General features: G+C 58.8%; 18 protein-coding genes. 7 read left to right on the top strand and 11 right to left on the bottom strand.

The window, feature by feature from the left end:
- Window positions 1-5 precede the first annotated feature (5 nt).
- Window positions 6-506 carry an Lrp/AsnC ligand binding domain-containing protein gene (locus ACOTTU_RS03795; RefSeq protein ID WP_298912052.1) on the bottom strand — a complete coding sequence of 167 codons (501 nt, stop codon included), beginning with the start codon at window positions 504-506 and terminating at the stop codon, window positions 6-8.
- Between the two features lie 85 nt (window positions 507-591).
- Here ACOTTU_RS03795 and putA point away from each other — a divergent pair, with 85 nt between their 5' ends.
- Both putA and ACOTTU_RS03785 read left to right on the top strand, forming a co-directional pair.
- Window positions 592-4,017 (top strand): bifunctional proline dehydrogenase/L-glutamate gamma-semialdehyde dehydrogenase PutA, encoded by a 3,426-nt coding sequence (gene putA, locus ACOTTU_RS03790; protein ID WP_425656131.1) that lies wholly within the window; start codon window positions 592-594, stop codon window positions 4,015-4,017.
- Window positions 4,018-4,088: 71 nt separating this feature from the next.
- A complete protein-coding gene (locus ACOTTU_RS03785; RefSeq protein WP_425656130.1) occupies window positions 4,089-4,850 on the top strand; it encodes a rhomboid family intramembrane serine protease in 762 nt (253 codons plus the stop codon).
- Between the two features lie 13 nt (window positions 4,851-4,863).
- On the opposite strand, the gene ACOTTU_RS03780 is transcribed toward ACOTTU_RS03785, so the two are convergent.
- The 5 genes from ACOTTU_RS03780 to ACOTTU_RS03760 form a co-directional block, all read right to left on the bottom strand.
- Window positions 4,864-5,649: an inositol monophosphatase family protein gene (locus ACOTTU_RS03780; RefSeq protein ID WP_298912061.1), complete on the bottom strand. Its 786-nt coding sequence runs from the start codon at window positions 5,647-5,649 to the stop codon at window positions 4,864-4,866.
- A gap of 131 nt (window positions 5,650-5,780) precedes the next feature.
- Window positions 5,781-6,566 (bottom strand): hypothetical protein, encoded by a 786-nt coding sequence (locus ACOTTU_RS03775; RefSeq protein ID WP_425656129.1) that lies wholly within the window; start codon window positions 6,564-6,566, stop codon window positions 5,781-5,783.
- Window positions 6,563-7,387 (bottom strand): sulfite exporter TauE/SafE family protein, encoded by an 825-nt coding sequence (locus tag ACOTTU_RS03770; protein WP_425656128.1) that lies wholly within the window; start codon window positions 7,385-7,387, stop codon window positions 6,563-6,565. Before ACOTTU_RS03770 ends, ACOTTU_RS03775 begins: the two co-directional genes overlap by 4 nt.
- Before the next feature lie 25 nt (window positions 7,388-7,412).
- Window positions 7,413-8,402: a tRNA dihydrouridine(20/20a) synthase DusA gene (dusA, locus tag ACOTTU_RS03765; protein ID WP_425656127.1), complete on the bottom strand. Its 990-nt coding sequence runs from the start codon at window positions 8,400-8,402 to the stop codon at window positions 7,413-7,415.
- A gap of 120 nt (window positions 8,403-8,522) precedes the next feature.
- Window positions 8,523-9,212 carry an ArsR/SmtB family transcription factor gene (locus ACOTTU_RS03760; protein ID WP_425656126.1) on the bottom strand — a complete coding sequence of 230 codons (690 nt, stop codon included), beginning with the start codon at window positions 9,210-9,212 and terminating at the stop codon, window positions 8,523-8,525.
- A gap of 72 nt (window positions 9,213-9,284) precedes the next feature.
- Between ACOTTU_RS03760 and ACOTTU_RS03755 the strand changes: the two genes are divergently transcribed.
- From ACOTTU_RS03755 to ACOTTU_RS03745, 3 genes are all read left to right on the top strand, one after another.
- Window positions 9,285-9,608, top strand: coding sequence for an NIPSNAP family protein (locus ACOTTU_RS03755; RefSeq protein WP_425656125.1), 324 nt, complete (start codon window positions 9,285-9,287; stop codon window positions 9,606-9,608).
- Window positions 9,605-9,955: an antibiotic biosynthesis monooxygenase family protein gene (locus tag ACOTTU_RS03750; protein ID WP_425656124.1), complete on the top strand. Its 351-nt coding sequence runs from the start codon at window positions 9,605-9,607 to the stop codon at window positions 9,953-9,955. The genes ACOTTU_RS03755 and ACOTTU_RS03750 overlap by 4 nt, the downstream gene beginning before the upstream one ends.
- A gap of 143 nt (window positions 9,956-10,098) precedes the next feature.
- A complete protein-coding gene (locus ACOTTU_RS03745) occupies window positions 10,099-12,144 on the top strand; it encodes a putative bifunctional diguanylate cyclase/phosphodiesterase (RefSeq protein WP_425656123.1) in 2,046 nt (681 codons plus the stop codon).
- A gap of 51 nt (window positions 12,145-12,195) precedes the next feature.
- Here the strand turns inward: ACOTTU_RS03745 and ACOTTU_RS03740 are convergent, their stop codons facing one another.
- From ACOTTU_RS03740 to ACOTTU_RS03730, 3 genes are all read right to left on the bottom strand, one after another.
- A complete protein-coding gene (locus ACOTTU_RS03740) occupies window positions 12,196-13,596 on the bottom strand; it encodes a TRAP transporter large permease (RefSeq protein WP_298912079.1) in 1,401 nt (466 codons plus the stop codon).
- Window positions 13,596-14,225 (bottom strand): TRAP transporter small permease subunit, encoded by a 630-nt coding sequence (locus tag ACOTTU_RS03735; RefSeq protein ID WP_425656122.1) that lies wholly within the window; start codon window positions 14,223-14,225, stop codon window positions 13,596-13,598. Before ACOTTU_RS03735 ends, ACOTTU_RS03740 begins: the two co-directional genes overlap by 1 nt.
- Window positions 14,226-14,289: 64 nt before the next feature.
- Window positions 14,290-15,306, bottom strand: coding sequence for a C4-dicarboxylate TRAP transporter substrate-binding protein (locus ACOTTU_RS03730; protein WP_298912086.1), 1,017 nt, complete (start codon window positions 15,304-15,306; stop codon window positions 14,290-14,292).
- Between the two features lie 461 nt (window positions 15,307-15,767).
- Here ACOTTU_RS03730 and acs point away from each other — a divergent pair, with 461 nt between their 5' ends.
- Window positions 15,768-17,732 (top strand): acetate--CoA ligase, encoded by a 1,965-nt coding sequence (gene acs / locus ACOTTU_RS03725; protein ID WP_425656121.1) that lies wholly within the window; start codon window positions 15,768-15,770, stop codon window positions 17,730-17,732.
- Window positions 17,733-17,907: 175 nt separating this feature from the next.
- Window positions 17,908-18,420, top strand: coding sequence for a flavin reductase family protein (locus ACOTTU_RS03720; RefSeq protein WP_425656120.1), 513 nt, complete (start codon window positions 17,908-17,910; stop codon window positions 18,418-18,420).
- Between the two features lie 45 nt (window positions 18,421-18,465).
- On the opposite strand, the gene ACOTTU_RS03715 is transcribed toward ACOTTU_RS03720, so the two are convergent.
- On the bottom strand, window positions 18,466-22,089 hold the full coding sequence (locus ACOTTU_RS03715) for a translocation/assembly module TamB domain-containing protein (protein ID WP_425656119.1): 3,624 nt from the start codon (window positions 22,087-22,089) through the stop codon (window positions 18,466-18,468).
- Window positions 22,089-23,903, bottom strand: coding sequence for an autotransporter assembly complex protein TamA (locus ACOTTU_RS03710; protein ID WP_425656118.1), 1,815 nt, complete (start codon window positions 23,901-23,903; stop codon window positions 22,089-22,091). Before ACOTTU_RS03710 ends, ACOTTU_RS03715 begins: the two co-directional genes overlap by 1 nt.
- Between the last annotated feature and the right edge of the window lie 153 nt (window positions 23,904-24,056).

The following is a 24,056-nucleotide window of genomic DNA, read 5'->3' as shown; positions in this document are numbered from 1 at the left end:
GGCGGTCAAGACGTGTCCGCCAACATCGTTTCCTTGACAGCTTCCATTGCCACATAGGTGGATGTGCCGGCAACATGGGGCAATGTCGATATCGTGTCCCCCAGAAACTGCCGGTATTGTGACATATCACTCGTCCGCACCTTCAGGAGGTAGTCAAAACTGCCCGCGATCATATGGGCCTGTTCAATTTCCGGCACCCGCACAACTGCGGCATTGAACGCGGTCAAGGCTTTCTCGCGCGTGTCACTCAGGCGCACCTCGACAAAAGCAACGTGATCCAACCCCAGCTGAATCGGGTCCAACAAGGCGCGGTAACCGATGATCACCCCAGTTTGTTCCAGCCGTCTGAGCCGCGCCTGCGTCGGAGATTTGGACAAACCAATGCGTTTTGCGAGATCGGTGATGCTAATGCGCCCGTCTTCTGCAAGTACCGATAGAATCGCCCGATCGAACCGGTCCAGATCCAGTTGCGCATTCTGTTCGTCTTTACTTGAATATTTTATCATTCTGCCTCCCAAACATCCCCTATTTGGTCATTATGACTTCGAAACATCATATAGACTATAACAAGTTTCCAATGGAGTTTGTGAAATGGCTCGCGATATCTCGCTCTCTCTGCGCCATCAGGTCGATTCTGGCACATACGCTGATCAAAATACCGTTTTACAGAAGTTGATGGCCTCCGCCGCGCTCAGCGCTGACGCGCGCCAGGAGATCAGCAACAACGCGGCCCAACTGGTGCGGGATATTCGCGGCGCCACCGCCCCCGGCATGATGGAGGTTTTTCTGGCTGAATACGGCCTGTCAACCGATGAAGGTGTCGCCTTGATGTGTCTGGCCGAGGCTCTGCTGCGCGTGCCGGATGCCGACACCATCGACGCCCTGATCGAAGACAAGATTGCGCCGTCGGATTGGGGGCGCCATCTAGGCCATTCCACCTCCAGCCTGGTGAACGCATCGACTTGGGCCTTGATGCTGACGGGCCGCGTTCTGGATGATGAACAGCCCGGACCCGTCCGGCATCTGCGCGCCGCCATCAAACGCCTTGGCGAGCCGGTGATCAGAACCGCCGTCAGCCGCGCGATGAAGGAAATGGGGCGTCAGTTCGTCCTCGGAGAAGACATTAATTCTGCGATGCAACGCGCTGCAAACATGGAGAAAAAAGGATATACATATTCCTATGACATGTTGGGCGAAGCGGCGCGCACCGAAGCTGACGCCAAGCGGTATCACCTGAGCTATTCGCGGGCAATTTCGGCTATTGCGACGGCCAGCATCTCAGACGACATTCGGCGCAACCCCGGTATTTCCGTCAAACTTTCGGCGCTACATCCACGCTATGAGGTCGCACAGGAAGAGGCGGTGATGACCGATCTGGTGCCGCGTCTGCGGGCGCTGGCGCTGCTGGCCAAATCCGCAGGGATGGGGCTGAACGTGGATGCCGAAGAAGCGGACCGGCTGGCCCTGTCTCTGGAGGTGATCGACCGCGTCATGTCCGAACCTGCGCTTGCGGGCTGGGACGGCTTTGGCATCGTGGTTCAGGCTTACGGCCCGCGCGCGGGCACCGTTACCCAGACGCTTTACGACATGGCCGTGCGGCATGATCGCAAGATCATGGTGCGGCTGGTCAAGGGCGCTTATTGGGATACGGAAATCAAACGCGCCCAAGTCGAAGGCATCGACGGCTTTCCGGTTTTCTCGCAAAAGGCCGCGACCGATGTGTCCTATATCTGCAATGCTCGGACCCTGTTGGGCATGACCGACCGCATTTATCCGCAATTCGCAACGCATAACGCCCACACCGTGGCGGCTATTCTGCATATGGCGAACGACCCGGAACTTTTTGAGTTCCAGCGCCTGCACGGCATGGGCGAGACGTTGCACGGTCTGGTCATGGGTCAGAACAAAACGCGCTGCCGGATTTACGCCCCCGTCGGCGCGCATCGCGACCTGCTGGCCTATCTGGTGCGGCGTTTGCTGGAAAACGGCGCAAACTCAAGCTTCGTCAACCAGATTGTGGATGAGGACGTCCCACCCGAAGTGGTTGCCGCCGATCCGTTCGACACGCTCCGGGCCGCGACGGGTGCAAACATTCCAACGGGTCCGGAAATTTTCCTGCCGGTGCGGGCAAATGCCAAGGGCTTTGACCTGGCGCACGCACAGACGCTGGACGCCATTGATGCCGCGCGCGCGCCTTTTGCCAAACATGCATGGGCCGCGACACCACTGTTGGCCGGGCCGCTCGATGACGCGGGCGGTGCGGTCGATGTGGCCAACCCCGCAGATCCGGACGACAGTCCCGGCACGGTGCAAAATGCCACCGCTAAGGATGTCGCGACAGCCTTTGATGCAGCCGCCCCATGGTCTGCACCCCTGACCGAACGTCGAACCGTTCTCCTGCGCGCGGCTGATCTGATGGAGGACCGTTACGGCGAGATTTTTGCGCTGCTGGCGCGGGAGGCCGGCAAAGGTCTGCCCGATTGCGTCGCGGAACTGCGCGAAGGGGTGGATTTTCTGCGCTACTATGCGGCTCAGGCCACAAACACGCCCGCAGCCGGTATTTTCACCTGTATTTCCCCGTGGAACTTCCCCTTCGCGATCTTTTGCGGTCAGGTGACGGCAGCCCTTGCGGCAGGCAACGCGGTTCTGGCAAAACCGGCCGAACAGACGCCGCTGGCAGCCTTTCTGGCCGTGTCAATCCTGCATGAGGCGGGTGTGCCACGTACGGCGCTGCAACTCCTGCCCGGTGGCGGTGACATCGGTGCGCTGGTGACATCGGACGCGCGCGTGGGCGGCGTGGCCTTCACCGGCTCCACCGCAACGGCGCAGCGTATCCGCGCGGCCATGGCCGAGCATTGCTCACCCGGCACACCGCTGATTGCGGAAACCGGCGGCTTGAACGCCATGATCGTGGACAGCACCGCCCTGCCCGAACAGGCCGTTCAGGCGGTCATCGAAAGTGCCTTCCAGTCGGCGGGCCAAAGATGTTCTGCCCTGCGTTGCCTCTATGTGCAGGAAGACATCGCCGAAGACTTCACCAAGATGCTGATCGGTGCGATGCAGGCGTTGCGTCTGGGCGCGCCCTGGCACCTTGCCACCGATGTGGGCCCCGTCATCGACGAGGCCGCGCGCAAGGGCATTGCGGATCACATCGCCAGAGCGCGCGCCGACGGTCGGATTATCGCGGAGTTGAAAGCGCCGGAGACGGGCACCTTCATCGCGCCCACCCTGATCAAAATCGACGGCATTCACGATCTCGAACGCGAGATTTTCGGACCGGTGCTGCATCTGGCGCGCTTCAAATCCAGCGATCTGGACCGGGTGATCGATGCGATCAATGCAACAGGTTACGGGCTGACATTCGGATTGCATACGCGGATCGACGACCGCGTACAGCATATCTCGGAACGCATCGAGGCCGGGAACATCTATATCAACCGCAACCAGATCGGCGCAATCGTGGGCAGCCAGCCTTTTGGCGGCGAAGGGCTGTCCGGCACCGGACCAAAGGCGGGTGGACCGAATTATCTGCCGCGCTTTGCCGAAGCTGACCGCAAAATCCGCGAAGGCAGTTGGGACACTGAAATGACCGCCCTGCCCCAGGTGACTACACCCCCCGCTCAGCCGTTGTCGACGCAAAGCCTGCCGGGGCCTACGGGCGAATCCAACCGTCTCAGCACCCTGCCACGGGCTGCCCTGCTGTGCATGGGACCGGGTGCCGAGACCGCAAGAGCGCAGGCCCGCGCGGTGGAAGCTCTGGGCGGTATCGCCGTGCTGGCCACCGGGACCATTGACCCCGCAGCCCTGACGGACGGCCCCGGATACGGCGGCGTTCTGTGGTGGGGGGATGACGCGACAGGCCGCGCCGTCGAACAGGCCCTCGCCCAACGCAGCGGACCGATCATTCCGCTGATCCCCGGCCTGCCGGACACGGCGCGCGTCAGGGCTGAGCGCCACGTCTGCGTTGACACCACGGCTTCGGGCGGCAATGCAGCCCTGCTGGGTGCCGCTACGTAAAACAGCCCGCCCCGGCAAATCTTGCGTCGGGGCGGCTTGACGCCACCGGGTCAATCGCCCAGCCTGCCGCCATGTTTCCTATTCGCGACCACAACCCGTCCGGCAGAACACCCTATGTGACCTACTTTCTGATGGCGGCAAACATCGGGATTTTCCTCAGCTATTTTGGCATCATGGAAGACGCGCGCCAGATCAATGCGTTCTGGCTGGATTGGGCGCTGATCCCTGCCCGGCTCGATGACGGGCAAGGCAGCTATACGCTGGTGTCGTCGATGTTCCTGCACGGCGGGTGGTGGCATCTGGCGGGCAACATGCTGTTTTTGTACATTTTTGGCGACAATATCGAAGATGAAATGGGACCGCTGGGCTATGCTCTGTTCTATCTTGTGGCCGGGGTCGCAGCGGGCTGGACGCAATATCTTTCCGCGCCACTCTCGACCGTTCCGACCGTTGGTGCGTCAGGTGCCATTGCCGGTGTGATGGGCGCCTACCTGCTGCTCTATCCCAAAGCCAAGGTCGACATCCTGATCATCTTTATCGTCTTCTTCCGCATCTTTCCCATTCCCGCCTGGATCATCCTGGCGGTGTGGTTCGCGATGCAGTTTGCAGGCGGTGTGGGCTCCGACCCTGATGCAGGCGGCGTGGCCTATTGGGCCCATGCGGGCGGGTTTGTGGCCGGGCTGATATTGGCGATCCCTGTCTGGCTGAAACGCGGTGGCCCCGGCTATTGGCAGCGGACAGAAGGCCACCCACCGCACCCTGAAGCACATTACAAGCTGGCTGCAAGCCGCATCCCGAAGATATCCAGACGCAGGCGTGGGCCCTGGAACTGACGGTCAGGTTTTCTCAGCCGCGCACCAGTTTGGCCAGCGGCGAAAAAAGCGGCTCATTGGCACAGATGATCGTCCCGTCGTCGACAATATTTCCCGCCGGGTCCATCGGTTCCGCCAGCCCACCGGCTTCGCGCACGATGATCAATCCCGCGGCCAGATCCCAGGCGTTGAGGCGACGCTCCCAGAAACCATCATACCGGCCCGCCGCGACATAAGCGATGTCGAGCGCAGCAGCGCCCCAGCGACGGATACCCGAACAGGCAGGCGCCACGCGCGCCATTTCCTTCAATGTGTCCGGCAGGTCGGAACGCCCGCCAAAGGGCAATCCTGTCGAAAACAGACTTTCGATCATCTTGGTCCGACCCGAAACGCGCAAACGGCTTTCGTTCATCCAGGCGCCGGTGCCTTTTTCTGCAAAGAACATCTCGTCCTTTGCCGGATCAAAAACCACCCCTGCTACAATCTGCCCTTTGTGTTGCAACGCAATGGAGACCGCCCAATGAGGCAACCCGTGCAAGAAGTTGGTTGTCCCATCAAGCGGGTCCACGATCCAGCGCCGCGTGGGGTCCTGACCCTCTTCTCCGCCACCCTCTTCACCCAGCCAACCATAGGTGGGGCGCGCGGCCATCAGGTCTTCCTTGATGATCTTTTCGGCATTGATATCCGCGCGGCTGACAAAATCGCCCGCCCCTTTCATCGAGACCTGAAGGTTTTCGACTTCGCGGAAGTCCTTGACGAGTGATCGACCCGCACGGCGTGCAGCTTTGATCATGATATTTAGGTTTGCGCTGCCGACCATTTTCCGGGCTCCGATGAGGGATCAGGCTGCGCGTATAAGTGCTGGCGAGCGGCTTGCCAAGGGGGAGGATGTGCAAAGACAACCGTGCCGCCGCATGGCAGCGATGCGCTTCGCGCAAAGGTTCGGATAAACTACGGCAAATGAGCCCACTGAGCGACGCCGCCCGCAAGCTCAGGCCGGAAATAGGCGATCATGCGGCCATCTGCGGAGGCCGCCGCCCCTGCGGCCCATGGCGCCACCCCGTGTAACGCCAGGCGGTGGATCAGATAGGCACTGCCGGGTTCGCCATGCACCTGCACGCGGGCGCAGCGCTCGAAGGCCTCACGCCGCGCATTCTGGTAGATTTCGGTCACGTCCACGTCGGACGGGTCGGCCTCTGCGTATCCCTCAAAGGCGCGCTGCATGGCCGCCTGAATGATCTTGTGGCTGCCTTCCCAGACAACCAGCGGCGCGGCTCCAACATCCGCTTGTGACAGCGGCAAGCCCAGAACAAACGCATGTGGTTCCTTCACAAACCGCCTTTTCGGCGTGCCCAGACCGATGATCCCGTCGACATGCGCTGCATCCCGATCAACACGGTAGCGAAACGCAGCGGCACTTTCCCCTTCGCGCGCCCGTGGGTACCCGGGATAGGTGACCGAAATCTGCGCCCGGTGCAGGGCCGGCCATCCCCCGTAATGCCGCGTCACAAAATCCACGGCGCGCCCCGCGAGCGGCGGGCTATCTCCCACGCGCCCCACCGCGTCGTTTTCCAATGCATCAAGCCCCACGAACCATGTCCCGTCACATTGCAGAAGATGGCTGTTTTCCGGTGCCGCAACGGCGCGTCGTGCATATTTCAGAGCATGCAGCGCCCATTCCCTGACCACGGGTTCCGGCGGAAAGACCCCCCAGCCCCTGTCAAAAAAACGCGTCACCACCCCGCAGCCTTTCGGATCATGTTGCCAGCAACCAACAGCAGGAATACTGCGAACACCCGCCTGAGCGGTTTGGGGTCAAGTGCATGCGCCAGACGCGCGCCCAGGGGCGTTGTGAAAAGCGTCATGGAGATGGTCAGCCCGAAGGCAATGAGGTTGACGGATCCCACCGTCGCCGGAGGGCGCAGGTCATCCGAGACAGGCGAAAACAGGAAACCCAGCACCGCAGGCACCGCGATCAACAGGCCAAAACCCGCCGCGGTTGCCACGGCGCGATGAATGGCAACGCCGAAAAGGCTCATCAAAGGCACGCCAAAGCTGCCACCGCCGACCCCCATCAGAACGGACAGAAAACCCACTGTCGGAGACAAAATACCACGCGTTACGCCGCGGGGCATGTCAGCGCCCAGACGCCATGTGCTGCGCCCGAACGCCATATAAAGCCCCACGCTCATGGCCAATCCCCCAAAAATAAATTGAAGGATCACGGTTCGCAATTGCGCCACAACCAGCATGCCCGCTAACGCGCCGAGCATGATCCCCGGGGCCCATTTGCGCAGGATGCTCCAGTCCACCGCTCCCTTTTTGTGATGACTGTGTACCGATCGCGCGGATGTGACGATGATTGTCGCCAGAGAGGTGGCCACGCATATCTGCATGAGCTGAGAGCTGTGAAATCCGAGGGTTTGAAATGCGTAGAAATACGCAGGCACCAGAACGATGCCACCGCCGACGCCCAAAAGGCCCGCCAGCACACCCGCAAAAGCGCCGATAACCAGCAGCACTCCCAACATTTGCATCAGCAGAACGGGATCAGACATGCAGGTTACTCGGCATCACGGGCACTCAAGCAGCGTCGCGCTGCAGAATATGGGTCAAGGCCTGCTCCACAAGTTCCGGCCCGGCATTTGCACGATGCGCCCCTTCTGACAGAACACGTCGCCACGCGCGCGCGCCCGGGCGCCCCGTAAAGAGACCCAGCATGTGCCGGGTGACCTGCCCCAACTTACCCCCCTGTTTCAGGTGGCTTTCGATGTAGGGAAGCATCTGCAACACCGCCTCTTCCGGGACAGATTGGCCTTCACAGCCAAAAATGACCTGATCGGCCATGCACAGGATGGCCGCCGGGTCATGATATGCCGCGCGCCCGATCATCACACCGTCAAGCCCCGCTTCCAGAAACGCCCGCGCCTGCGTCAATGACGTGATCCCGCCATTGATGGATATGTCCAGGTTCGGAAACAGTCCCTTCATCCGCATCACCAGATCATAATCCAGCGGCGGGATATCACGGTTTTCCTTGGGGCTCAGCCCCTGCAACCAGGCTTTGCGCGCGTGAATCGAAATCCGTTCACATCCTGCGCCCACAATACGCGCCAGAAATTCGGGCAAGATTTCTTCGGGGTCCTGATCGTCCACACCGATGCGGCATTTGACCGTCACGGGAACGGAGACATGCGCCTGCATCTCGGACACGCAGTCTGCCACCAGTGCCGGTTGCTCCATCAGTATCGCGCCGAATGAACCCGATTGCACACGGTCGGACGGACACCCCACATTCAGGTTGACCTCACAATACCCCGCCGCCTCTCCCAGTTTCGCGGCCTGTGCCAGTTCCGCGGGCTCCGAACCGCCCAATTGTAGCGCAACCGGATACTCGGCGTCAGAATGCTCCAGCAGGTGCGATGCCCCTCCCCGGATCAGAGCTGCCGATGTGACCATCTCGGTATATAGCAGGGTCCGTTTGCTCAACAATCGGTGCAGGTACCGACAGTGCCGGTCCGTCCAATCCATCATCGGGGCGACGGAGAGCCTATGCGCGGGAAAACTATTCACGAGTGGTTTCTTGCAAGGGGCTCATACGGTGACTGAAAATCAACTGTGTCGCCTTTGTCAGGCGATGGATTCGCGCTCTCTTATCGTAGCTAAGGCAACTCGGCCATCGTAATATCAGTGTCATCGCAGGGCACCGATCACTTCGGTAAGAAACTGGCGCTCTCCCTGCCTGGTGAAAGTGACCACGCGGCTGCCAGCGGTGCGCCTTGCCCAGCCCAGATCCTCCAATCGTGTCAGCAAGGCCCGCCCGACGCTGCCCGCCAGATGCGAGCGCCGCGCGCTCCAATCTAGACACTCCCTGCACAAAGGCGCTTTGGCGCGCCGCAACCCATCCAGGTCAACGCCGAAACGACGCATGAAATCTTCCCCCAAAGGTGTCAGGTCCAGCGCCTCGCCTGTTGTCTGGAGATACCCCTGCGCGATAAAGGCGTCGAACATCCTTGTGCCCATATCACCGGCAAGGTGATTGTAACAAACCCGGGCCTTGCGCAGAGGCGCATCTTTTGGACCGGTCCGTGTCCGCAAATGTCCCGTCTTTGCGGCCAGGCCCATGAGCCCCTCCAGAACAGTTGCGACGTCATCGTTGGCCAATGAAAAATACTTGTGGCGCCCCTGCTTGCGCACCCTCAAGAGGCCGCCGTCATCCATCTTGCTCAAGTGAGAACTGGCTGTCTGCCCGGTGATTCCCGCTTCGGCTGCGAGTTCGGTCGCGGTCAGAGCCTTTCCCGTCATCAACGCGGTCAGCATGTTGGCGCGTGCCGGGTCGCCGATCAGAGCAGCAATGCGGGCGATGTCCGGTCCTTCTTTCATACTTCGACCATAGCCGAAGCATCCGCGGCGATCAATCCTGTAGAAGGATCACAGCAACACGAGGAGTTTACTATGCTGACCTGCATTATCCGCTATCAGATTGACCCGACCCAAAAGGAGAACTTTGCGCAATATGCCCGTAACTGGGGACAGGCGATCCCGCGCTGCGGTGCTGACCTGATCGGGTATTTCGCACCGCATGAAGGATCAAGTACCCTCGCCTATGGGATTTACAATATTCCCAATCTTGCGGCCTATGAGACTTACCGCCAGAAACTGGCCAGCGATCCAATGGGCCGCGAGAATTACGCTTTTGCGCAAGCACAGAAATTCCTGCTGCGCGAAGATCGAACCTTTTTGAAATTGGCCTCTGCGCCACATGGGAGCCCTGAATGATTGCCGTAATTTTTGAAGTTGAGCCTGCCGAGGGACGTAAAGAAGAATATCTCGATATCGCCGCAAAGATGCGCCCCATGCTGAGCGAAGTCGAGGGGTTCATCTCCGTTGAGCGGTTCCAAAGCCTCACGGATCCGAAAAAAATACTGTCGTTGTCCTTTTTCGAAGACGAAGAAGCCGTGGCGAGATGGCGCAATCTCAGCGCTCACCGAGGGGCGCAAAAGGCCGGACGCGGCGGTGTGTTCGCGGGATACCGGCTGCGCGTGACCAGTGTGATCCGGGACTACGGCATGTTCGAGCGCGCCGAGGCCCCCGATGACAGCAATGTGGCACACCGCTCTGAGTGACCGCAGCCGCTGATATCAAATGCCCGAAATTTAGGATTAATCCTATTCAAATGCCGCAGCTAATTGTGAGCGTTTGTATCAAAATCTTTACTGGTTTCATGACACCCAGACCCATATTTTTTTGGTGATCTGCAGGGTTCTCAATGTACCGCGTAATCGAATGTCTTACACAGGAGCACGACTACGGTCTGGTCGCGGTTGCGGCATTGGTCTGCATCATCGGATCATCCCTGACGGCCCTGATGTCGCTTCGATTGATCAAATCCCATGGCTCTCGAAAGCTCGTGCAGCTGTGCCTGACAAGCCTGATCGCGGGTGCCACTATCTGGTCCACCCACTTCATTGCAATGCTCGCGTATGAACCCGGTTTTGCCCATGGCTATGAACCCTTCACGACTGGCATGTCACTTGCAATCGCCGTTTTCGGCCTCATCGTCGCCAACGCGATCCTGGCCTATTCAAAGAACTGGTATTTCGCGCTGCTCAGCGGGTCGGTTTTCGGCCTGACGGTATCTGCCATGCACTATACGGGCATGTCGGCGTATCTGCTTCCCGGACAGCTGGTATGGGACCCAGCACGGGTTCACGCCTCAGTGCTGATGGGCGCGGCTCTTGGCGCGCTGGCACATCACCGCATTGCTGTGCCGGTCACGCGCTATTGCTGGATCGGCGGCGCCATATTTATGGTTGTAGCCATCTGCTCGATGCATTTCACAGCCATGAGTGCCTTTACAATCGAATTCAGCCCCTTGGTTCAGGTGCCACCACAGGTGATTTCAGATCAGACCCTTGGTGTCATAATTCTGAGCGTCACATTTTTGATCCTTTTGGTTGGCTTTGCATCTTTCAGCATTGAAACCAATCTGGAACATCAGGCGCGCGACCAGCTGCACCGCGCAGCCCTGCGTGACCCGCTGACCAACCTGCCAAACCGCATGCATCTCAATCAGCGGATGACGGAATTGGCCGCGAGGATGGAAAGAGACGAGACAGAGCGCGTGGCTGTTCTGACGATTGATCTCAATCTCTTCAAGGAGGTCAACGACCTTTATGGCCATGCGACGGGTGACATCGTGTTGCAATCGGTTGCCACCCGCTTGTCTGCTTCGCTTGAGAAACACGAGTTTGTTGCCCGCGCGGGCGGAGACGAATTCGTAGCGCTCAAGAGCAATTTTCGCCGGGTGGACCAGGTCATGGCATTTGCTGAACGCCTGCACGCCCTCATCATTGATCCCATTGTCGCCGGAGATGTCTCCGTATCGGTTGGCGCATCCATCGGTATTTCGACCAGCATAGATGATGGCCGCGAGTTGCGTGTCCTGCTGCATAACTCTGATCTCGCCATGTACCGCGCCAAAGCCGAGCCAGAACGCCACATTTGCCTTTTCAACGTGGAGATGGACCAGCAAAGCCGCGAAAAGCTGCTGATGATTCACGATCTGCGTCAGGCGTGTGACAACGATGAATTTGAGCTCGTCTATCAGCTGCAAAATGATCTGCAAACTCTGGATCCGGTGGGTTTCGAAGTGCTGTTGCGCTGGAACCATCCGACCCGCGGCGGGGTATCACCGGCCACGTTCATCCCAATTGCAGAAGAAACCGGCCTGATCCGCGACATTGGCCTTTGGGTGCTGCGAACCGCCTGCAAGGAGGCCATGTCCTGGCCGGAACCCTATAGCATCGCGGTGAACGTGGCGCCCCAGCAACTGGTTCAACCCTCTTTTCTGGAGCATGTCTCAGACATTCTGATTGAGACGCGGCTACCGCCGGAACGGCTGGAACTGGAGGTCACGGAGGCGAGCATCATTGATGATCAGGCCCATACGCTCACAGTGATGCACAAACTGAAAAAGATGGGCATTCGTATTGCCATGGATGATTTTGGGACCGGATACTCATCCCTAGCGACCTTGCAGACCTTCCCTTTCGACAAGATCAAGATCGATCGCAGCTTCATTCAGGACGTGCACAAAGACCAACAACGCGCCGCGATCGTTCGATCAACGCTTCTGTTGGGCGCAGCTTTGGACATTCCCGTTCTCGCCGAAGGGGTCGAGATGGAGGACGAGCTGACTTTCCTCAGGTCCGAAAACTGCAACGCCGTCCAGGGTTTTTATTTTGGCAAGCCAATGAGCCGGGATCAGGTGCATCAGACGTTCAAGAAACCGTTTCCAAAAACCGGTTCGTGATACCCGAGATGCGCCTGCTCAACGCAAGCGGCTAATCGCGCGAAACTGCGTTCAACCCGCCAGCGAAGGCAAGAACAGGACAATGCCCGGAAACGCCACCAGCAATGCGATGGTAATGCCATCGGCTATGAAAAAGGGTGTCACCCCTTTGAACACATCCTGAACCGTCAAGTCATCCCGGACACCCGCCACCACGAAACAGTTGAGACCAATCGGCGGTGTAATCAGGCAGAACTCTGCCATTTTCACCACCAATATGCCGAACCAGATCGCGCACATGGGGCCTGACATGCCAAAGGCGCTGTCGGCCGCACTGACAAGCTCGCCGCCATTCAGAGCCATGACCGCCGGATAGACCACGGGAAGCGTCAGGAGCAGCATACCGATGGCATCCATGAACATCCCCAAAACCGCATAGGCCAACAGGATGCAGATGAGGATCAGCATAGGTGACATTTCCAGGCTGGTGATCCAATCGGCAAAGGCCTCGGGAAGTTCGGCAAAGCCAAGAAAACGCACGTAGATCAGAACCCCCCAAATGATCGAAAATATCATCACCGTCAGCTTGGCAGTATCCAGCAACGCGTCCTTGAGCTGTGACCAGCGCATGCCCCGATAAAGGGCCATCAGAAAAATGATGAAAGCGCCGATGGCTCCCCCTTCTGTCGGCGTGCCCCATGCATCGCCGAAGGGATTGTAGACAAAGAAAATGATGATCACGACGACCGCAAGAATTGGCAGCGCAGGCGGAAGGGACTCAAATCTCTCGCGCCACGAAAACCCACCTACCGGCGGCCCTACTGTTTTGAAAATCAATGCAATTCCGATGATCAGGGCGGCGTAAACAACGGCTGAAAAGGCGCCCGGGAGAAAACCCGCGAGCAGCAGCTTGCCCACGTCCTGCTCCACGATGATCGCATAAATCACCAGAATGGCCGATGGTGGTATCAACGATGCCAGCGTACCGCCAGCGGCCACCACGCCTGCCGCGAACTGCTTGTTGTACCCGATCTTCAACATCTCTGGAATGGCGATGCGGGCGAAGACGGCAGCGGTTGCGACGGATGCGCCCGACACCGCAGCAAATCCCGCCGTTGCAAAGACGGTAGAGACGGCAAGCCCCCCCGGCACCCAGGCAATCCAGCGCTTGGCTGCTGTGAAAAGCGCTGTCGTCAGCTTCGCGTAATACGCCAGATAGCCGATCAGGATGAAAACCGGGATCAGGCTGAGCACCTGTGCGGAAACCTTTGAATGCGGTGTCAGACCGGCGATCTTGACACTGATCTGAAACGCCTTCCAAAAGCGTTCCGGATCATAGTCGAACCCGTTCCAGCGCAGCCAGACCAATCCCACGAACCCTGCCAGACCGGCGGCAAAGGCGACGCGCATGCCCAACACGACGAACACAAGCAGGCCGGCACTGACCCACAAGCCAATTTGAATGGGTTCCATCAATCCGACCCTTCCAGCGCTTCAGCCTCAAGCCGGGCCTGTTCGGCCACAGACAGGTTAAGCGGCACCGCAACTGGATTTTCCAGCCCCAAGACAAGCGCGCGACCATATCCCCACGCCTGCAGGATCAACCGCAGGCACAGCACCGCGAAGGCCAGGGGAACCACCAGTTTCGATGGCCAGATCGGTAGCCCGATATCGATTGAGCTGTCGCGGCTGCACAGGGGCCTTGCACAATCGAAGGACCGGTCAAAATGATCCCAGGCGCCCCAGGTCAACGCGGCGATCAAAAGCAGGATCAAGAGAACTGAGATCAGTTCGAAGAACCACAAAAGCCGCCCCTTGAGGGCACTGACCAACATATCCATGCGCACGTGGGTGCCATCGCGTTGGACATAGGAGACGCCCATGATCGCAATGATCGGCATGGCCGCTTCTATGTAGTCGACATAACCTGCCAGAGGAGAGGCAAAGAACTTTCGACCCGTGACGGAGTAAGCGGCCAGAAACATCAGTGAAAAGATTGCCAGCCCGCTGAGCAATGCGCAAAATCGTTCAATCGGTAATAATGCGCGGTCCAGTTTGCTGAGCAGACTGGAATCCTCCAAGACTGCAGCGGATCCTGCCATCGAACTGCCCCTCCCCCGGTATGTTATCGTGAGGCCGCCCCGCGAGGGACGGCCCTGATCTGATTTAGCTGCCGCCCTTGGCGTCGGCGAGCGTCTCTACAACGAGGTCATAAAGTTCCTGGCCGGGGAGCCCCTGGGCTTCCATATCCGCAATCCATGCATCCCGGATTGGATCGGCCGCTTTCGCCCGGAACTCGTCGATCACCGCAGCGTCGATTTCGACTTTCTGAACGCCCTTCTCTTCGAGCACCGCATCCCAGCGCTGCAGCAGTTCACCGTAGTTCGCCAGGTAGTGGTCGAGCGCTTCGGAGACTGAACTGTCGAGTGCTTCACGCTCAGCGTCGCTGAGAGAGTCGTAGGCATCAATGTTGACCACCACAGGGCAGTTTACAGTCCCGGGGTTGAGATTTGCTGTCCACCAATCGGCTTGATTGATCGTGCCAAAGCTCAAATGAGCGTGTTGGGCAAATGCAACCGTGTCGACCACACCGCCTTCCATCGCCTGATAGGCTTCTGTGGCGGTCACCGAGGTGGGCACGCCGCCAACAGCTTCAAAGGCTTTGCCCAGACCGCCGGTCGCGCGCACGCGCATGCCATCGAAGTCCGCCAGTTCATCGCGGGGCTCGCCCGTACCAACCAGGTTGTACTGCGGCATCGGCGATGTCATCAGCAGCCTGGCGTTCCATTGCGCCATTTCTTCTGCCGCAGCCGGGTGCGCATAGACCGCGGAAGACACTGCAACTTCCTGCTCAAGGTTTTCGACCCCAAGGAATGGCAGCTCGAGCACGGTGATCACCCGGTTTTTGTCGCGATGGTAGCCTGCGCAAAACTGCGCCATCTCGAAAGCACCAATGGAGATACCGTCAAGGTTCTCGCGGTTTTTCGACAAACCGCCATAGCTGATGTTCATGGTGAATTCGCCGTTGGTTTTCTCGGAAACCAGTTCTGCCAGCTTTTCAACGTGCTCAGTGAACGCGCGACGTTTGCCCCAGACCGAAACATTCCACTCGGTGGCGGCGGCTTGAGAAACAAAGGCAAAGCTGATGGCGGCGACGGCTGCGCCGGAAAGATATTTCTTCATGTATATTCTCCCTTTTTACGCACCTTTTACGGGGTACGCTTGGCGCAAAGCTACTCAAGCAAACCGGCAGTGCCAAGCCCGAAAGCAGAAGCACTGCGCAAGAGGCGATTTGAAACCGCTATTCTGATGCAGGGGTCCAAACTGGCATCAAGTGCGATCTCTGCCGGGGGAAGTGCCCTTCCAGCTCATTCGACCACAAACAACTAGCCGAACGCAGGTGCCGGGACATTGCCTCCGGTCGTCACAAACCAGACCAATGGCGTCACCGAATGTTCACGGGTCTAGGGCCGCGCACAGCTTCCGGGAAAAATATTCGAGGCGAAACTCACAGTTCTCGGTAGGTTATTCCCTTCTTTTCAGTTCCCGCTATGATCTGCTCCGGAGGAAGATCGGGTGATCTGGCGCAAGGCCAGCAACGGCACCACGATTCAGCAATATCAAGACCAAAGGGAGACGCCGTCATGGCCGATACTGCCACGCCCACAAAAACATACCCACCTTCGTCAGAAATGGCCGCCAATGCACATGTGGATGCGGCGAAATACGATGCCATGTATCAGGCGTCCATCTCTGATCCAGAAGAATTCTGGCGCAAGGAAGCGGCGCGCGTCGACTGGATCAAACCCTTTACGGAAGTCAAAAACGTTGATTATTCGTTTGGGAATGTTTCGATCAACTGGTTTGCCGATGGCACGTTGAATGTATCAGCCAACTGCGTCGACCGGCATCTGGCGACACGCGGCGATCAGACTGCGATCATCTGGGAGCCGGACAGTCCCGATGAAGACGCACTGCACATCACTTACAATCAGTTGCATCAATCGGTCAGCAAGATGGCCAATGTGCTCAAGGATATGGGTGTTGGCAGGGGTGACCGGGTGATCATCTATATGCCGATGATTCCCGAGGCGGCCTACGCCATGTTGGCCTGCACACGGATCGGCGCCATTCATTCCATTGTTTTTGCCGGGTTTTCACCGGATGCACTGGCTGCAAGGGTCAATGGCTGCGACGCGAAGGTCGTGATCACGGCGGATCAGGCACCGCGCGGCGGCAAAGCGACACCTTTGAAGTCCAACGCGGATCAGGCGCTGCTGCATTGTTCGGACAAGGTGAAATGCCTTGTTGTCAAACGCACGGGCGGTCAGACCACCTGGGTTGAGGGCCGCGATCATGATTACAACGCGCTTGCGGCAGATGCCTCGGCAGAGTGTCCGCCCGAAGAGATGGGCGCAGAAGACCCCCTGTTCATTCTGTATACTTCAGGATCTACCGGCCAGCCCAAGGGTGTCGTCCATACGACAGGTGGCTACCTCGTCTATGCGGCGATGACCCATCAGATCACCTTTGACTATCAGGATGGGGATATTTTCTGGTGTACTGCGGATGTCGGCTGGGTCACCGGTCACAGCTATATCGTATATGGCCCACTCGCCAACGGGGCGACCACGCTGATGTTTGAGGGTGTGCCAACCTACCCTGATGCCAGCCGGTTCTGGCAGGTCTGCCAAAAGCACAAGGTGAACCAGTTCTACACGGCCCCCACCGCCATTCGGGCGCTTATGGGTCAGGGCAACGAATACGTTGAGAAATGCGATCTGAGCGATCTGAAAATTCTGGGTACCGTGGGGGAACCGATCAACCCCGAGGCCTGGAACTGGTACAACAACGTCGTTGGCAAAGGGAGATGTCCGATTGTCGACACCTGGTGGCAAACCGAAACGGGCGGGCATTTGATGACCCCCCTGCCCGGCGCCCATGCCATGAAACCGGGATCAGCGATGAAACCCTTCTTTGGCATCAAGCCGCTGGTGCTGGAACCCACATCCGGTGAGGTGATCGAGGGAAATGATGTCGATGGGGTATTGTGCATTGCCGACAGCTGGCCAGGCCAGATGCGCACCGTATGGGGCGACCACGAACGCTTCCAGAAAACCTATTTCGCGGACTACAAGGGCTATTACTTCACCGGTGACGGCTGCAAACGTGACGCGGATGGAGACTACTGGATCACCGGGCGCGTGGATGACGTCATCAATGTCTCCGGGCACCGAATGGGGACCGCCGAAGTGGAAAGCGCGCTTGTCGCTCACGCCAAAGTGGCCGAGGCGGCGGTTGTCGGTTACCCGCACAACATCAAGGGTCAGGGCATTTATTGCTACGTTACCTTGATGAGCGGTGAGCAACCTTCTGAAGAATTGCGCAAGGAGTTGCGAAACTGGGTGCGGACCGAGATCGGTCCCATTGCCAGCCCGGATCTGATTCAATGGGCGCCCGGATTGCCCAAGACCCGCTCCGGCAAGATCATGCGGCGCATCCTGCGCAAGATTGCCGAAGATGATTTTGGGGCCTTGGGGGACACATCTACGCTTGCCGATCCGTCTGTCGTGGAAGATCTGATCGAGAACCGTATGAACAAGAGTTGATCGGGCGTTGATCGCCGTTTATGGGGACCGATGCTCAGATTTGCGGTCGGTCCCCTATTTACCGCTCATTTCTGAAAAGGCTTGCCCTTCCGCTGTGCTGATATACCTAGAGGCGCAAGAATACGGGGCAGCCTTGTGACGCGAGAAAACAATGTGAAGTTCACGGGGTTGGCCAATGCCTGCTGAGACATATCAGTTCTCTCCCACAGCGGACCGTTTGAACGATCTCCGGCGCGCTTTTGGGTGCTATGGAACCGGGGTCACCGTGATCACCACAAATACGTCGCGCGGGCCTTTGGGCATCACGGCAAATTCCTTTTCATCGGTATCGCTTGATCCAGCCCTGATCTTGTGGTCACCGGCCATCTCGTCACGCCGTCATGATGCCTTCGCGACCGCGAAAAGCTTTTGCGTGCATGTTCTGGGCGCGCATCAACTTGATCTGGCGCGCCATTTTTCCACAGAAGGCGAAGATTTTGATGCATTTGACTGGTCGCACGGCCCCTCCGGAGCACCCTGCTTGTCGGGCTGCTTGGCCGAGTTTCATTGCGACACGCATGCAGTGCATCCGGCCGGAGATCATTCGGTCATCATCGGTGAAGTGCGGCAGGTTGTGCAACACGGCGCGACCGAACCCGGATTACTGTTCGAGCGTGGTGCCTTTGGCCGGTTTGTCGCGCAGGAATGACGCGCCCGGCATCTGACCAGCCGCGCAAATTGTTATGCCAACCCGTCAGTAGTCTCGCTCAAAAAACAACCCGATTCCGGTGTTCCCATCATCTTCCAACGTGCCGCGCGCCGTGAGGGAGTCGTTGATATCGAGGTTGATCGACAATTCCGTCTCCCCGCCGCCGGTCAGAACGTCGGTATAGATGTTATCGGTAATGTACTTGCCTGCCCGGACTGCGGCTTCGCCATCGTCGGTGGTGGTCACATCAAAATCATCCAGCCCGAACCCTTCGCGCAGGTTGCCAATGAGACCGACACCGCTGCGCCCGGCCAAAACCGCAACCGCGTTTGCGAGTTGGACAGCCTGAAAGGCGGAAATTTCGCTCAGGTTGCGTCCGAACAGAAGCTGAGACAGCACTTCGTCTTGCGGCCCGTCGGGCGATGACCGGAAAGACACTTCGGGGCGGTCCACCGGTCCTTCAAGCACGATGCTGGCGGTTCCGGTTTCCGTATCGGATGTGGTCACAAAAAGCACGTAAGGCACCAGGTCGCCCTGGAACTGAATGGACCCCACATCCAGGTCAAACCGCTTGCCCAGGATATCGAGACGTCCGCGCACCAGATCGAATTGCCCTGCGGAAATGACCCGACCGGTGTTGCCGCTGATCTCCAGCGCACCGCCAAGTTCGGCGTCAATGCCTCGTCCCCGGACAAAAATCCTGCTGGGCGCATTCACGTTGATGCCCAGCCCATACACGCTGCCCGAGCCACCACCACTGCTTGCTTCCGGTTCAGGTATCACACCGGCGCGCGCACGGGTTCGGGTCACGGCGGAGGGGGCACCAACGTGGTTGATATCGGGAATTTCGCCGATGCTTGTCAGCCCTGACGACGGGACCGTAATGAGCGTTTCTCCCACGTCGATATTCCCGGCGATACGCGCGCCTCCGGTCAATGCGCCGACAACTGAAATGTCGCCATTTACCGTTGTTGAGAATATGCGCGGATCAACCAGCACCACGTTGCGCAAGCCCACGGTCAGATCGGAAATCAGACTGATCAGGTTGATCGTGCCGCCCGCAAGAACCTGGCCGCCCCCCTGAACATCGCTTTTGACGTCCAGTTGCACACGACCCGCAGACAGATCAATTGCGCTGACAATGTTGACCAACGCCGCGCGCAGATTGGGCGCGGTAAAGCTTGCATCATTTGTGGTGATACGGCCGGATACAGATTCCAGCGCAGGCGGGCCCTTAATCGCCAGATCAAACTGTGCCTGCCCTTGCAAGCTGCGCGGGGTGAGGAATGGCTCCGACAGGCCAAGCGGCACCGCACCGGCCACGGTCAAATCCAGATCACCGCTCTCGCTCACCAGACCGGCGATATCCGCATTGGTGCCCGCAGGCCCCTGGGCCATGGTATCAATGCGCCACCCGGTGCCATCACGGTTGGCGTCGCCCTCTATGGAAAAAGGGCCCGAAATCTTGGGTACAAAAACGCCAATATCTGGCAATCCGGCAGTAAATCTCATCGCAGCATCCGGACCGGTGGCCAGCCCCTCGACAGAGACCTGCGATCGGTAAGGCCCGTTCGCATCCACATCGACGCTATAGCCCTGCCCGGATTGCCAAAGCCTCCCCTCGGCCATCAGCGGCCCCTGTACCGAAGGGGCCAGAGGTCGGACTTCGGGCACCGAGAGGTCAAATTTCACATCCGTCTCGGGCCCGGTCACCCGACCATTGACGGCAAGCCTGCTGTCGTATGGGGCATTGGTCAGCAGGTCGACGCGCCACCCCAGAGCATCCTGCGTGGCCTGCGCGTCCAGATTGACCGGCCCTTGATACTGCGGCAGCACCTTTGCGATATCGTTCAACCTTGCAATCACGTTCACCGCGCTGTCATTGCTGCGCAACTGCACATCGCCCGCCACGTTGAGAGATTCATTGGTCAGCTCCAGATCATCAATGAAGGTACCGCTCACGTCCCGGCGCGCTTGCAGCGTCAATGCAGTCAGCCCCTCCAGCAGGGCATCTGCCTGCGGGACATCCACGGTCAGATCCCGTGTTGTGCCCTTGATCCTGAGATCAAACATGCTGCTGAGCGGCGTGATCATCCCTGCAACATCCAGCCGTGCAGCACCGGCAATGGGCTGCCCTGCGACACCGGCAAAACGTGCAATATCATCTGCTTGTACGGAAAGGTTAAGGTCCGATGGGAAACCACCTTCCAAACCCTGGATGATGATATCCCCCGCCAGCCCATAGTCATCGCCCTTCAGCTCAAGGCCCGTGATCTCAATCGGTTGATCCTCGACATAGTTGATGTTGGCCTTGCCACGGACCTGCTGCCCCAATGCTTCGGCCGCCTCCGCATTCACCAGCTCCAGACCGCGCGCATTGAATGTCAGATCACCCAGAAAGCTGCCGACTGATCCGACTTCGCCTTTCAAGGCGCCGTCGAGCAGCAATTTGGCCTCAGAGAAACGCAGGTCCGCCCGCTGCAACTCGGACACGGTGAAATCGCCCACAAAGGCATCCCCGTTTTCCGCATCATAATCCACGCTCAGATCAACCGAACTGACAGTTGTGTTGAAATCGGGGCCCGGCAGCGCCACGGCGGTGTCGTCCAATGTGCCGATCCGGCCATCAACATCCACGAAGGTGGGCCACAGATCGCTGTTGAGCCGAACCGCCCCCGCCAGTTGCGCTGATTTTGCATTCAGTCGAAAATCGCTCACGTCGATGGCACCGTCAGCGGAACGCAAGACATCGACTTTGAGGCCCACATTGTCGCCGAAAAATTCATGGGTCTCCGGCGCGACCAGAGACGTGATATCACCGCCCAGGTTGGCCTGGATGCGACGGTCAGGCAGCGCGCCTTCCGTGGCCGCTGGCAAAGCCTTGAGGATCACCTGACCGGCCACACGCTCCTGCCCGTTCGTGGCAAGGGTAATGTCGGCGGTAAAGTCATCAAGGGGACCGGAACCAGCAACGGTCAAATCCATCGAGGGTTGCCCCGGCAGGTTCATCAATCTGACGGCCAGACCTTGAGGCCCCTCGTCCAGCTCCATCTGCACATCGATCTGTTCCGTTTCGCGGGCAAATCCCCCCTTGATCAGATAGGTGCCCTCGGTGCCGTCAACACGCTCTGCATTGAGGTCGATAAAAGCGCCTTCATCATCAAGACGCGCGTTTGCTTTCAAGCTGAGTTCGGCCGCCACGCCGACAATAGGCTCGCCAAGATTAATACGCGCAACCTCGAAGGCCTCGATATTAATCGAGACCGGGAGGTCAGGTAGCGCGAATTCGGTGGCCTCCGCCGAAGGGATTTCGGTTGTCTCCTCCGCTTCCGGCAAGCGCGGCAAGTCTAGGGAGGCAGCGCTCAAACGATCAACTTCCAGATTGCCGCGCAAAAGCGCCAACCTGCTCCAATTCAGTTTTACGTCCTCAAGGGTAAGCCAAATGCCCTGATCATCGGCAATGGTCATCCGTTCAAAGGAAGCTTCAGAGCTGAGCGCCCCGGCAAATCCAACGATGTTGACCTCGCGGCCCGCTCCTGAAAGCGCGTCTTCGATGGTGCGCGTCAGGAACCCGCCATCGTCCTCTTCCTCCTTGTCCTGAGCCACCACCGCCCAGGGCATGATCAGAATTGCCGCAACCGGCAGAAGAGTGACCCAAATGTTGCGCATCAGAAAGCCTGTCCTATCCCGATGTAGACCTGAAAGGAGGTCTCGTCGTCGTCATCTCCGGAGGTCGGCACCGCGACATCAAGCCGGATTGGTCCAATGGGTGTGTCATAACGCAACCCCACGCCCGCCCCGGTTTGCCATTCTCCCGATCCGTCGGGAAATGCTTCTCGGCCGATGTAGCCTGCATCGAAAAAGCCCACATACCCCAGGTTCCCGGTTGTACGCATGCGGATTTCCGCAGAAAGACCAATGAAGGATCGTCCGCCCACGGTTTGACCGCCACCCAGATCAACGCCCAGAGACTGGTATTCATGCCCCCGGACAGTGTCGCCGCCCCCGGAGTAGAACAGAAAATCCGCAGGTGCCACGGATAATCCGGGGCCAATCAACGATCCCAATTGCCCGCGCAGCGCAATGGTGGTGGGGCGCAGATCACCAAAGGTTTTGTAGTGCCGTACGTCCAATGAGGTCAGCAGCCCGTTGTCCGCCCCGTCGATCGCCAAAAAGGGGGTGAATTCAGCGTTGGCAAAAAATCCGCGCCGCGCATCCAGCGTCTTGTCGCGATAGTCGAAGGTGGCACCCAACGGAAATAGCATCAGCGTGTAGTTGTTCTCGCCAAATGCATCGCGGGTATTGGCGCGGCGAAATGCGAGGCCTGCGCGATACCTTCTCTGATCCGACGCAATCCTTTCGATCCCCGCGCCAACCGTTGCCTGACGAGAGAAGAAGTTCACCTCGTCCAGCTGCTCGATTTCGCCCAGAACATAGAGGTCGGTATCTTCGTTAAAGGTCGACGGACGCTGATAGCGCCCCCGCAGCAGGAAGTCGGTCCCGCCGGTTTCACCACCGATACCTTCGATCTCTGCTTCCACACGCAGACGCTCTGCGCCGCCAAACAGGTTTCGATGCATCCAGAACGCGCTGAGTGAAAGACCCTCGAAGGTGGAAATCTCGCCGCCAAAGCCGAACCGGCGCGGTTTGTCCTCCGCGACGCGCGCGGTGACTGCCAATGTATCGCCCGGCCCGATCTCATCAGCTTCAATCATCGCAACGGAACTGAAAGTGCCGGTCCGGCGCAATCGTGCCGCCGCGTCTTCGAGCTCTTTGGGTGAATAGACCGTGCCGACCGGCAGGCCTGCTATCTCGAGAATACGCTCCGTTCTGACCGCCGTGTTGCCCGCGACCTTCAGGTCTCCAAAGCGAAGTCGCGGGCCAGGATCAAGGCGCAACGTGGCGTTGATGGTCTTGTCGCCGTGGCGCGCTGTGACCTTTTGGCTTTGCAGTTTGGCCTTGGCATGCCCCTGATCCCGCCACGCGCCGACACCTGCGCTCACCGCGTCGCGCAAGACGCTGAGCTGTGCGGTCTCTCCCAGGCGGAACCCTTCGGGCACCTTGGTACCTTTGGCCAGCGGCGCGATTTCCGCCTTTCCGAACCGAAACTGAGAGCCGGGCGTGATCGAAATCACCGCCCGCGAGACGCTGCGCGGCGGGGAAACGGATTTGATGGAGGCCGCTTCGCGCCCATCAAGTGCGATGCGTATGATCGCACCATAGTAACCGGAATCGTACAAAACCGCGAGCAGACGTTTGTAATCTGCCTGCGCAATAGACACCAGTTCCTGCGACGAGACCTCGGTTTCAGATTGCGATTGTTCGACAAGAAGCGAGCCGCCTTCCAGCTCGGTGCGGAGGTTTTCGTCCAGGGCACCTTCTATGGTGACATCCAAGGCCACAGCCGCTTGAGCCAGAAAGATAGCCAACGCAGCAGCAATCGCTTTTCGACTTCGCCCTGACAACCAACTCTTCGACATCATTACCCACACTCCCCCAAGCGACAGATATCCCAATGCGATTGAACTACGTGCTCAAAGCTTGCGAGACTCACCAATCTCCATCGTTGTAACGGATTTCGCCAATTACCTGCAATCAGTCTAGCTAGCGCGCATGGAAGAGTTGCAAGGCTCTGG

The organism is Roseobacter sp. EG26 (genome assembly GCF_049830555.1).
Classification (GTDB): Bacteria; Pseudomonadota; Alphaproteobacteria; order Rhodobacterales; family Rhodobacteraceae; genus Roseobacter.
Note: the sequence above shows the minus strand (reverse complement) of the source record. Positions and strands in the feature narration are given on the sequence as shown.

What these genes read in the sequence shown, in the direction of transcription:
- ACOTTU_RS03785 (WP_425656130.1), top strand. Translation starts at nt 4,089, where the DNA reads ATGTTTCCTATTCGCGACCACAACCCGTCCGGCAGAACACCCTATGTG.
- ACOTTU_RS03715 (WP_425656119.1), bottom strand. Translation starts at nt 22,089, where the DNA reads ATGCGCAACATTTGGGTCACTCTTCTGCCGGTTGCGGCAATTCTGATC.
- acs (WP_425656121.1), top strand. Translation starts at nt 15,768, where the DNA reads ATGGCCGATACTGCCACGCCCACAAAAACATACCCACCTTCGTCAGAA.
- ACOTTU_RS03795 (WP_298912052.1), bottom strand. Translation starts at nt 506, where the DNA reads ATGATAAAATATTCAAGTAAAGACGAACAGAATGCGCAACTGGATCTG.
- putA (WP_425656131.1), top strand. Translation starts at nt 592, where the DNA reads ATGGCTCGCGATATCTCGCTCTCTCTGCGCCATCAGGTCGATTCTGGC.
- ACOTTU_RS03770 (WP_425656128.1), bottom strand. Translation starts at nt 7,387, where the DNA reads ATGTCTGATCCCGTTCTGCTGATGCAAATGTTGGGAGTGCTGCTGGTT.
- ACOTTU_RS03710 (WP_425656118.1), bottom strand. Translation starts at nt 23,903, where the DNA reads ATGATGTCGAAGAGTTGGTTGTCAGGGCGAAGTCGAAAAGCGATTGCT.
- ACOTTU_RS03740 (WP_298912079.1), bottom strand. Translation starts at nt 13,596, where the DNA reads ATGGAACCCATTCAAATTGGCTTGTGGGTCAGTGCCGGCCTGCTTGTG.
- ACOTTU_RS03735 (WP_425656122.1), bottom strand. Translation starts at nt 14,225, where the DNA reads ATGGCAGGATCCGCTGCAGTCTTGGAGGATTCCAGTCTGCTCAGCAAA.
- ACOTTU_RS03760 (WP_425656126.1), bottom strand. Translation starts at nt 9,212, where the DNA reads ATGAAAGAAGGACCGGACATCGCCCGCATTGCTGCTCTGATCGGCGAC.
- ACOTTU_RS03755 (WP_425656125.1), top strand. Translation starts at nt 9,285, where the DNA reads ATGCTGACCTGCATTATCCGCTATCAGATTGACCCGACCCAAAAGGAG.
- ACOTTU_RS03780 (WP_298912061.1), bottom strand. Translation starts at nt 5,649, where the DNA reads ATGGTCGGCAGCGCAAACCTAAATATCATGATCAAAGCTGCACGCCGT.
- ACOTTU_RS03745 (WP_425656123.1), top strand. Translation starts at nt 10,099, where the DNA reads ATGTACCGCGTAATCGAATGTCTTACACAGGAGCACGACTACGGTCTG.
- ACOTTU_RS03730 (WP_298912086.1), bottom strand. Translation starts at nt 15,306, where the DNA reads ATGAAGAAATATCTTTCCGGCGCAGCCGTCGCCGCCATCAGCTTTGCC.
- ACOTTU_RS03720 (WP_425656120.1), top strand. Translation starts at nt 17,908, where the DNA reads ATGCCTGCTGAGACATATCAGTTCTCTCCCACAGCGGACCGTTTGAAC.
- ACOTTU_RS03750 (WP_425656124.1), top strand. Translation starts at nt 9,605, where the DNA reads ATGATTGCCGTAATTTTTGAAGTTGAGCCTGCCGAGGGACGTAAAGAA.